This is a genomic window from Plebeiibacterium marinum (assembly GCF_026013615.1).
GTDB classification, from domain to species: Bacteria; Bacteroidota; Bacteroidia; order Bacteroidales; family Marinilabiliaceae; genus Saccharicrinis; species Saccharicrinis marinus_A.
This window is the reverse complement of the sequence record NZ_JAPDPI010000029.1, coordinates 59846-68905: the sequence shown is the minus strand read 5'-3', so window position 1 is coordinate 68905 and position 9060 is coordinate 59846. Positions and strand designations below refer to the sequence as shown.

The 9060-nt window shown below is 36.0% G+C and carries 8 protein-coding genes; 1 reads left to right on the top strand and 7 read right to left on the bottom strand.

Translation table 11 applies throughout. The annotated features are described in order from the left end of the window. Positions 1-583 precede the first annotated feature (583 nt). The 3 genes from OM074_RS14170 to OM074_RS14160 are packed head-to-tail and all read right to left on the bottom strand — an operon-like array spanning position 584 to position 2875. Positions 584-1375 carry a hypothetical protein gene (locus OM074_RS14170; protein WP_301200529.1) on the bottom strand — a complete coding sequence of 264 codons (792 nt, stop codon included), beginning with the start codon at positions 1373-1375 and terminating at the stop codon, positions 584-586. 10 nt (positions 1376-1385) lie between these two features. Beyond that, the gene (locus tag OM074_RS14165; RefSeq protein WP_301200527.1) at positions 1386-2138 is read right to left on the bottom strand and encodes an ABC transporter ATP-binding protein; all 753 of its coding nucleotides are present in this window, start codon (positions 2136-2138) and stop codon (positions 1386-1388) included. Then, a complete protein-coding gene (locus tag OM074_RS14160; RefSeq protein WP_301200525.1) occupies positions 2135-2875 on the bottom strand; it encodes an MlaE family ABC transporter permease in 741 nt (246 codons plus the stop codon). The genes OM074_RS14165 and OM074_RS14160 overlap by 4 nt, the downstream gene beginning before the upstream one ends. Positions 2876-3028: 153 nt before the next feature. On the opposite strand from OM074_RS14160, the gene OM074_RS14155 reads away from it, so the two are divergent. Beyond that, the gene (locus OM074_RS14155) at positions 3029-4114 is read left to right on the top strand and encodes a mannose-1-phosphate guanylyltransferase (protein WP_301200522.1); all 1086 of its coding nucleotides are present in this window, start codon (positions 3029-3031) and stop codon (positions 4112-4114) included. Between the two features lie 71 nt (positions 4115-4185). Here the strand turns inward: OM074_RS14155 and porN are convergent, their stop codons facing one another. Genes porN through porK form a run of 4 tightly spaced genes read right to left on the bottom strand, consistent with a single transcriptional unit; the run spans position 4186 to position 9037 of the window. Continuing rightward, a complete protein-coding gene (gene porN, locus OM074_RS14150; protein WP_301200520.1) occupies positions 4186-5034 on the bottom strand; it encodes a type IX secretion system ring subunit PorN/GldN in 849 nt (282 codons plus the stop codon). Positions 5035-5079: 45 nt separating this feature from the next. Then, positions 5080-6642, bottom strand: coding sequence for a type IX secretion system motor protein PorM/GldM (gene porM / locus OM074_RS14145; RefSeq protein ID WP_301200518.1), 1563 nt, complete (start codon positions 6640-6642; stop codon positions 5080-5082). Between the two features lie 40 nt (positions 6643-6682). Further along, complete coding sequence (gene porL, locus OM074_RS14140; protein WP_301200516.1) at positions 6683-7657, bottom strand: type IX secretion system motor protein PorL/GldL; 975 nt, start codon at positions 7655-7657, stop codon at positions 6683-6685. Between the two features lie 51 nt (positions 7658-7708). Beyond that, on the bottom strand, positions 7709-9037 hold the full coding sequence (gene porK, locus OM074_RS14135; RefSeq protein ID WP_301200514.1) for a T9SS ring complex lipoprotein PorK/GldK: 1329 nt from the start codon (positions 9035-9037) through the stop codon (positions 7709-7711). Positions 9038-9060: the final 23 nt, after the last annotated feature.

Below are 9060 nucleotides of genomic sequence, written 5' to 3'. Positions count from 1 at the left end.
AAGAGGTTTTATTTTTACCCGCCAAACTTTTTTGCAAAGTTTTTTCACACGAAACACAAAGATATAAGATAACAAGCACCTTGTCAAGGGGTTGGATGGAGATTTTTTTTTACTGGGCAATAGCTATTAGTCACTAGTCATTGGTCAATAGTCAATGGACATTGGTTATTGGTTACTGCTTATTGATAATTGATAATTGGTGATTGATCATTGATTATTGGTGATTGATCATTGATCATTGGTTATTGGACAATGTCTCTGCGTGAGGGATAGTAGTGGATACCCCACAGCGATAAGGTAACGATATAATTTGTTATCTACAAAAGGTGCAAAAGTAAATAGTTGTTTTGATACATATGATGTGCAAGCGAGGAGTTGAAACGGATAGCCCGACCCGAGCATCATTGCTTTAATTGATATGCAAGGTTTTGACGAGGGGCACGCCCAAAAGAAAAAGAGGAGCCATAAAACAAATCCCAACTCTTAAACTAACCTCAAACATCTGACTCCTCTTTTAGCTTTTAAGCCAATAATTTTAATTTATGATGACTTCTATATTAAAACACTAAAATGGAGTAAAGGTTCACTTTAGAATAATATTTGCGATTTTATTTGAAAAACATAAAGAAAAATGAAATTTACTCATCAAATGTTCAACAATTGCTCTATTCCATGCTACTACGGTATTACGACTTTCCATATAATTATCAAAAGCCATATTTCCAACACATTCTATGTCTTGTCCAAAACACGCAAAAATATTTCGAAACAACTCAATGGCTATATGGGTGTGTTTATATTGATCAAACAGCCTATCCACAAAATCCATTAATTCCCCTCTGCTATATGTTTTTCCTAAATGCTCAACTAAATAAGACTTCTGCCTGGGGGTAGATAGACCCAAAATTATTATACTACCTTGTGCATATTTGTAATCCTCATAGAATTCTTTAAACGAATTCCATTCTGAACTATCTTTTATAAAACCCCACTTTTCTATAAAAACTGTGGCCAATTGAAGATAAAACGCCAAAGGGAAAAATGAAAATGCCTTGAATTCAAACTTGCCGTTTTCATTTATCGTGTATGGCACATTACTACGGTATACTTTCCACCTGTTTAAAATATGGTTTTCTATTTGAACAGGTAAATATACGCTAGCCATACAAGAGGGGAATAATTCATTGAGTTTTGACAATAAATCATAATGAAAACCAATTTCCCCCACCTTAAACTCTTCGGGGTAATTTAGATTAATAAATCCAGAATTTGTAGAATAATCACAAACTTCAAAATGCGATTTCCCTGAATCTTTCAACCAATCAACAAAAGAAAAGATATATCTGAGATCAAAAACACCTTGCGCTTTTTCCATAAAACTTCAATTACACTCTTTCTTTTATTCTTTTAAAAAGTTCCGAAGCAAAAACAAAATCATTTAACTGCTCCTCTTTTGCAGTTAATATATCCTCTTTGTTTCCTTCCCAAAGTTTTCGTCCGGAATGGATATATATAATTTTTTCCCCAATACCCATCACAGAATTCATATCGTGAGTGTTAATAATGGTAGTTATCCCATATTCTTTGGTGATTTCATATATAAGGTTATCTATTACAATTGAGGTTTTGGGATCGAGGCCTGAGTTAGGCTCATCGCAAAAAAGGTATTTGGGATTTAGCGCAATAGCACGGGCAATAGCTACCCTTTTTTGCATCCCCCCACTTATTTCAGATGGATACAAGTGGTTGACATTGTTAAGATCTACCCTTTTGAGGCAAAAGTTGACTCTATCCAGTTTCTCTTCTGCCGATTTGGTTGAGAACATATCCAAAGGGAATCGCACATTCTCTTCAACCGTAAGAGAGTCAAAAAGCGCTGATCCCTGAAACAACATCCCAATTTCCTGGCGAATTTGTTTTTGGCTTAAAAACGACATATCTGAAAAAACCTGGTCTCCATAAATTATCTGACCGGAATCAATAGCATGCAATCCCACTAACGATTTTAACAAAACTGTTTTACCATGACCGCTCTGTCCAATAATCAAGTTTGTTTGCCCTGCTTCAAATTTTGCAGACACATCAAATAGAATCTGCTTTCCATTAAAGGATTTGTTAACATTTTTAATTTCTATCATGCCAGCAACAATTGTGTTAATAAAAGATTGAACAATAAAATTTGGATGCTACTAACAACAACAGCTTTTGTACTGGCAATACCAACTTCCAAAGATCCTCCTTCAACATAGTAACCCTGATAAGAAGAAATAGATGAAATCAAAAAACCAAAAACAGCAGATTTGATGATAGAATATACAATATAAAAAGGCTTAAAAGAATACCTGATTCCAAGAATATAATCCACAGAGGTAAGCTCCCCGGAGACAACTCCTGCCAGCCATCCGCCTGAAATTCCAATTGCCATACTTATAACAGTAAGCAAAGGCATCATCGTAACCAAGGCAAGTATTTTTGGCTGAACCAAAAAAGAGGAAGAGTTTATTCCCATAATTTCTATTGCATCTATCTGTTCGGTAACTCTCATACTTCCTATTTCAGATGCAATATTAGACCCTACCTTTCCGGCCAGTATTAAACCTACAATTGTAGATGAAAACTCCAGCAAAACAGATTCCCGGGCAGCCAATCCAATAGTATATTTGGGAATAAATGCCATTTCTAAATTATACGCAGTTTGTAAAGTTATAACGGCTCCCATAAAAAATGAGATGATCAAAACAATACCTATAGAATGGATACCCAATTTTTCCGCTTCTTTAAAATATTGCTGAATAAAGATCCGGTGTTTTTCAGGCTTTGCAAAAACTCTTTTTAAAAACAGGACGTACCTCCCGGTATGATAAAATAATGCCATAAATGTTATTTTGGCTAAAAGTAACAACTATATCATGACAATAAAAATAATTTCTAAATCCAATACAATAATTTGTTTGAAATGGCTTTTTCATTTTTATTCTAATCCTTTTTAGGTAAATTCACGCTCAAATTAATGCAAACTACTATTTAGATGGAAACATTAAACAACAGATATTGTGTAATTATGGCCGGAGGGATTGGTAGCAGATTCTGGCCTTTAAGCAGACAAGAAACACCTAAACAGTTTTTAGATATTTTGGGTACAGGACGCACCCTGATTCAGCAAACATTTGACAGGTTTTTACCTATATGTCCTGCTGAAAACTTTTTGGTGGTAACTAGTATTGAATACAAAGATTTAGTATTAGAACAACTTCCTGAGCTAAAACCAAACCAAGTTTTGACTGAGCCATACAGAAGGAACACTGCTCCATGTATTGCCTATTCTAACGCATGGATCAAAACCCGTAACCCACAGGCCTCAGTTATTGTTACCCCGGCAGACCATTTAATTTTAAAACAGGAAGAGTTTGTAAGGGTTATTTCTAAAGGCGTTGAATTTGTTGAAGAAAACAATTCGTTATTAACCCTTGGAATTAAACCACACAGACCTGAAACAGGATATGGATATATTCAAGTAAGTGATGACTCTACAAATACATTGGGAGAAATTGAACCCGTAAAAACCTTTACTGAAAAGCCTAATTTAGAGCTTGCTAAAGTTTTCTTTGAAAGTGGAGAGTTCTTTTGGAATTCAGGTATTTTCTTATGGTCACTTGAGTCAATCAACAATGCATTTGACAATCACTTACCAGATGTTAAATCACTTTTTGATTCTATCCAGGATAAAATAAATACGGAAGATGAACTGGAATCAATACAAAACATATATGCAGATTGCAAAAACATATCCATTGATTATGGAATCATGGAAAAAGCCAACAATGTTTGTGTTTTAACTGCAGATTTTGGGTGGAGCGACCTGGGAACCTGGTCTTCCTTATATGAGCATTCTGTAAAAGACAATAACAAGAATGCCATTAACACAGGAAAGGTTTTAACTTACGATTCAAAAGATTGCATAGTTAATATCCCAAACAACACAAAGGCTGTAATACAAGGCTTGGATGGATACATAATTGCACAGAGCAATGATTGCTTGCTAATTTGCCCTAAAAACAACGAACAACAAATAAGACAATTCACCGCTGATATTTCCACCCAATTCCCGGAATAACCAAAGCAAAATTTATAGCATAAAAAAAGGAGCGCAAAATGCACTCCTTTTTTTTTATCCTGTTATTTCTTCTAGAATTCCCACAAATCATGCTCAAAATCGAATATTTCTGTTTTAATCCGATCTGATTCAAGCATTGCTTCCATACCAACTGCATATTGGTCGATTCTACGGTTATTATAAACATTCGATTCACGAACGATATAACTTCCAAAATATCTCTTCATAAAAATATCATCAAAAGTACGACGCTGCGCATCATTATGAGGATTAAAAACCTCGTTGCGTGCTAACACTTCTCTTGCTTCAGGGAAATAAATCCAAAAGGCTTGCTTTCTGGCAATCTGGTCTTCACCACCACTGCTTTTTGTATACTCCCTAATTGGGCATATACCAATAATACGAACGTCCAGGCGAGAATAGTTACGATCAAAGAACCAAACTTCTTTAAGTAAGAACTGTTTTACTTCTTCTGGCCTTAACTCACCAGCAATAATTTGAGGCGCATAAGTTCCATCTTCTTGCATAATCTCTACTGTATCCGCTGTAGCCCCCATTTCCTGCATTACCTGATCCACACTCATTGGAACTTTAAATTCATCCTCATGCTTGGTATCGTATGCAGTTAAACCTTCATACTGAATACCCTGCATTAACAATTGTATCAGACTTAAACGTCCATCCATAGTGGTTACAGGATAATACAAAGGAAGATTAATCTTCTCACGTAAATCAATAATCCTCCAAACTTTTTTTGCCCACATCACATCTGCTTCTCTTACATGTGTATACGGAATAGGCTTACGATTTAAAACATGCTCTTTAGGATAGATTCCATCCAATACATTCTGTGCTTCTACAGATTTATTACCTGCAGCCAATAACACAGTTAGAATTAACAAGAAGAATAACTTTTTCATTATTGTTGTTTTTTATCTTTTCAGATTTTTTTGTCAATTATATTACTAGTCTAATACAAATGTAATTGTTCCGAGACTCCTGGTTCTGCCATCAGGACCCTTAGCCCGTATATCCTCAATTTGTACTTTTTGTCCTCTATTCATAGTTGAGATAAGATCTTTCTGTTCATCTGTAAATATATTGCTCTTAGAAATGGCATCCACAATATATCCACCTTTTAAAACAGAAACCGTAAATCTTGTGACATCATATTTCAACTCAAAATCAAAATCTTTCATTTCTGCAAAAACAGCTTTCTGAGCTGCCAGCAAATTTTTTGATATTTTCCCTCCACTTTTTCCGGCAACTACAGGTATCGGATCAGGAACCCGTTTGATACGAAATTCTTGTTTCCCAATAAATTTTGATTTACCATCAATAGTAGCATATACCGAAATTATCGATCTTTTTCCTGCTGACCCAGCCTGTGGTGTTACTATATAACCTGCTCCTTTTTTCTTCTTCGACACATTTGTCATCCGAATATCCAACTTATCACTGGCTACCCCGGGAACTGAAATATCCACAGGATTTTCAAGAGCTTCATAAAAAACATTCATTTTTGTAGGAGAAATAACGGCATTTGGCTTCACTACCTGAAATTCACCTTCAACAGGCCATGGAATTAAATCTGAACCATCGGGGGTAGGCATTTTTATATAACCACTCCACTTATGTTCACCTACTGGCTTTTTCAATTCTAAAATTCCTTTTCCATCAGAAACCTCAGTTAATCTTTTACCATCAATTTCAATCTCCGGCACAATATTAGGGTCATATGCTGCCATATAAAGCTCAGCCTTATAAGTCTCCCCTTCTAAAACAGTAGTTTTAAAAGGTTTTACCACTGACATCATATCCGTAAACTTATAGGAGTCTTTATCAATACCCGCGTAAAGATTAGCTACCATATCGGTTTCCGCATTTCTTACATCTCCCTGAATTTTACTTAAATAAGCAAGAGATGCAGATAAAGGAACATGTTCAAACTTAGTAGATTCCCACGACTTTTCAACATCCTTTTCTCCCTTAATTGGATCCGTATTAAAAATACTTGTATATGCAGAAATAAAAGTAGTATCATTAGGATTATTCTCATCTAAATATTTCAATAGCACATCCTTATATTCATTGATCCTTCTTTTTAACTCCTTGCTGCGCTCTGCATTTTTTTCAGTAATCATTATCTGAGGAGCAATATCCTGATTACTACCTGAAGTATAATTACTTGGTGTAGCCTCAGGACCATCAGCTGTTTGAACGATCAATACTTTTAGATCCTGAATATGGTTTACTAAACTATCAGCAGCATCTTTTATTACATTAGCTTCATTCCAGGCAGCACCAGCTTTTCCCGGATTATTAGAATTGGCAGCCTTAAACTGCCCATATAAAACATGATTCTTTCTTTCTACAGTTTCCCTGGTTTGTACAAAACCTTCATCCATAGATTTAAAAGCCTGAAGTAACTCTCCTGATACATTCAATGCAAGCATTGCTGTAAGGAAGAGGTACATCATTCCGATCATTTTCTGCCTGGGGGTTTCTGGACAATTTCCACCACTCATAATACAATAATCTTTTTTGTAATTACTAAATAGTTAATTTTTAGCGGTTACCCCCTACATTCATAGCACTCAACATATTGCCATAAATTGTATTTAATTCCCCAACAGTTTTATTTAAGGCGGCTACCTGATCACGATAATCTTTAGCATCCTCAACCGACTGCTTCAAATATTCTTTGATTTCAGTAATCCCTGATGTCAACTCCTCTGTTGCTTCAACCTGAGATTTAGATCCTTTTAGCTGCAACTCATATAAAGAATTAACAGCGGCCAGATTACTATTTACCTCTTCTAACTTCTGCCCATAGAGCTTACTATTCTCTGAAATTCCCTGAGCATTTTGTTCAATACTAGAACTTAATTTACTATATGCAGAAGATATGGCCTCACCTGAAGAGTTCATCCCATTTATCAGACTCTCTCCCGATTGTGCCAAATCATTGGCAACTTTAGTTCCTGATTCAGAAATTGCACTGGCAGTCGCTGAATAGGAGCTGGCTAATGTACTTGCACTCTCTTCAATAACCTGAGCTGTTTTAGCCTGAATATTTCCAAATTTACCTACAGACTCTGAGGCATTTTGAATATTTTGTAAATAACTCTGTGTTGCCAGAGAAGCATCACTTAAATCTGCCAATTGCGATGAAGTAGTACCCAGCTTTTTGATACCCTCTGACAATTGAGCCACTGTACGCTCATCAATATTACCTGTTTGTATAAGAGCCTGAAGTTCGCTTCCGCCACCTCCAACTCCCTGACGGGAATCTTTGGGTTCCAAACCTACCAATTCAGGATATACCAAACTCCAATCTGGCATTTCATGAGGAGGTTCAAAAGCAGACAATAAAAATATTATCGCTTCAGTTCCTAATCCGGCTATCAACATAAGTGCTGCACCTGGCAAGTGCAAAATTTTCCATAAAGCTCCCAGAATTACTACCGCGGCACCAATTCCATAAACCTTACCCATTACTTTTTTATATCCGGGACTCTCTACAAATTCAGTAATACTCATAGTGTATTGTGTTAATTTAATTTATTACTTTATTTATTTTCAAGTTATTTGTTAGTTACCAATATAATCTCTTACACATCTGAAACCAATATAAGATTTTGCAGAATCCTGATATTCATACGTACGAGTTCCACATTGTAAATAAAAACCGATATCCTTCCATGATCCACCCCTTATCACTTTCCTTTTCATCACGTGAGGATCATCAGGCAATGCATTGTATTTATAAGTTGGGTTAAAGTCATGGGTAAAACTATACGCTGACTCATCAAAAGCACTTGAAGTCCATTCTGCAACATTACCCGACATATCAAACAATCCAAAATCATTTGGAGCATAAGATGCCACAAGTAAAGTTGATTGGGCTCCATCATCACCATATCTACCACGCAATGGTTTAAAGTTAGCAAGGAAACACCCCTTATCGTTACGGGTATACATTCCACCCCAAGGATACATGGCATTTTCTAATCCCCCTCTTGAGGCATATTCCCATTCCGCTTCAGTTGGTAAACGATAATCCATCACTTCCGGTTGTCCTTTACTTCTCAGGTAATTATTCATATACCTTGATCTCCAAATGGTAAATGCTGTAGCCTGCTTATGATTTACTCCTACAACAGGATATTCATCAAAACCTGGATGCCAAAAATATTTTTCAGTCCATGGCTCATTAAACGAATAAGTAAAATCTGCAATCCAGCAAAGTGTATCAGGGTACACGTTAACAACATCATTCATAATAAATGCCGAACGATCTCTGATAACAGCTTCTTCACCTTTTTGATTATACGCAACACCTTCGTACTGCTTTGTTTCGAAATTAAAACGATTTGTCTTTTTTGCAGCCTGCTGCATATCCACCCATTGATACTCATAATTTAATTTTCTGGTATCAATTTCTTTTCTGCGGAAAAATCTTTCATTCTCGGGAAGAAACATTTCATCAAGTATTTCTGCATACTCTTCATTATCCCATTCAATTTCTGTATCCCAATCAAGGAAAGGAGGATCTATTTCATTCCCATACATATCTTCAGTGATAACAAACTCCTCAAACTGATCTCCAAGAAGCTTACGAGCAATTGAATCCCTTACCCAATAAACAAACTGTCTGTATTCTGTATTGGTAATTTCTGTTTCATCCATCCAAAAGGAACGAACAGATACAGTCTTTGATTGTGCCGTAAGCGACCATGCAGCATCCTGATCATTTGGCCCCATATTAAAGCTTCCCTGTGGAATAAACAACATACCATAAGGATCAGGCTCATAAAAGGTACCTCGTCGTGCAACGCCGACAAGTTCACCGCCTCCGGAATTACTACATCCGCTAAGAATAGTGATTATTATTACACTAAGAGCTAGTACTTTTTTCATAATGTTTCAGACTATCGGTATTT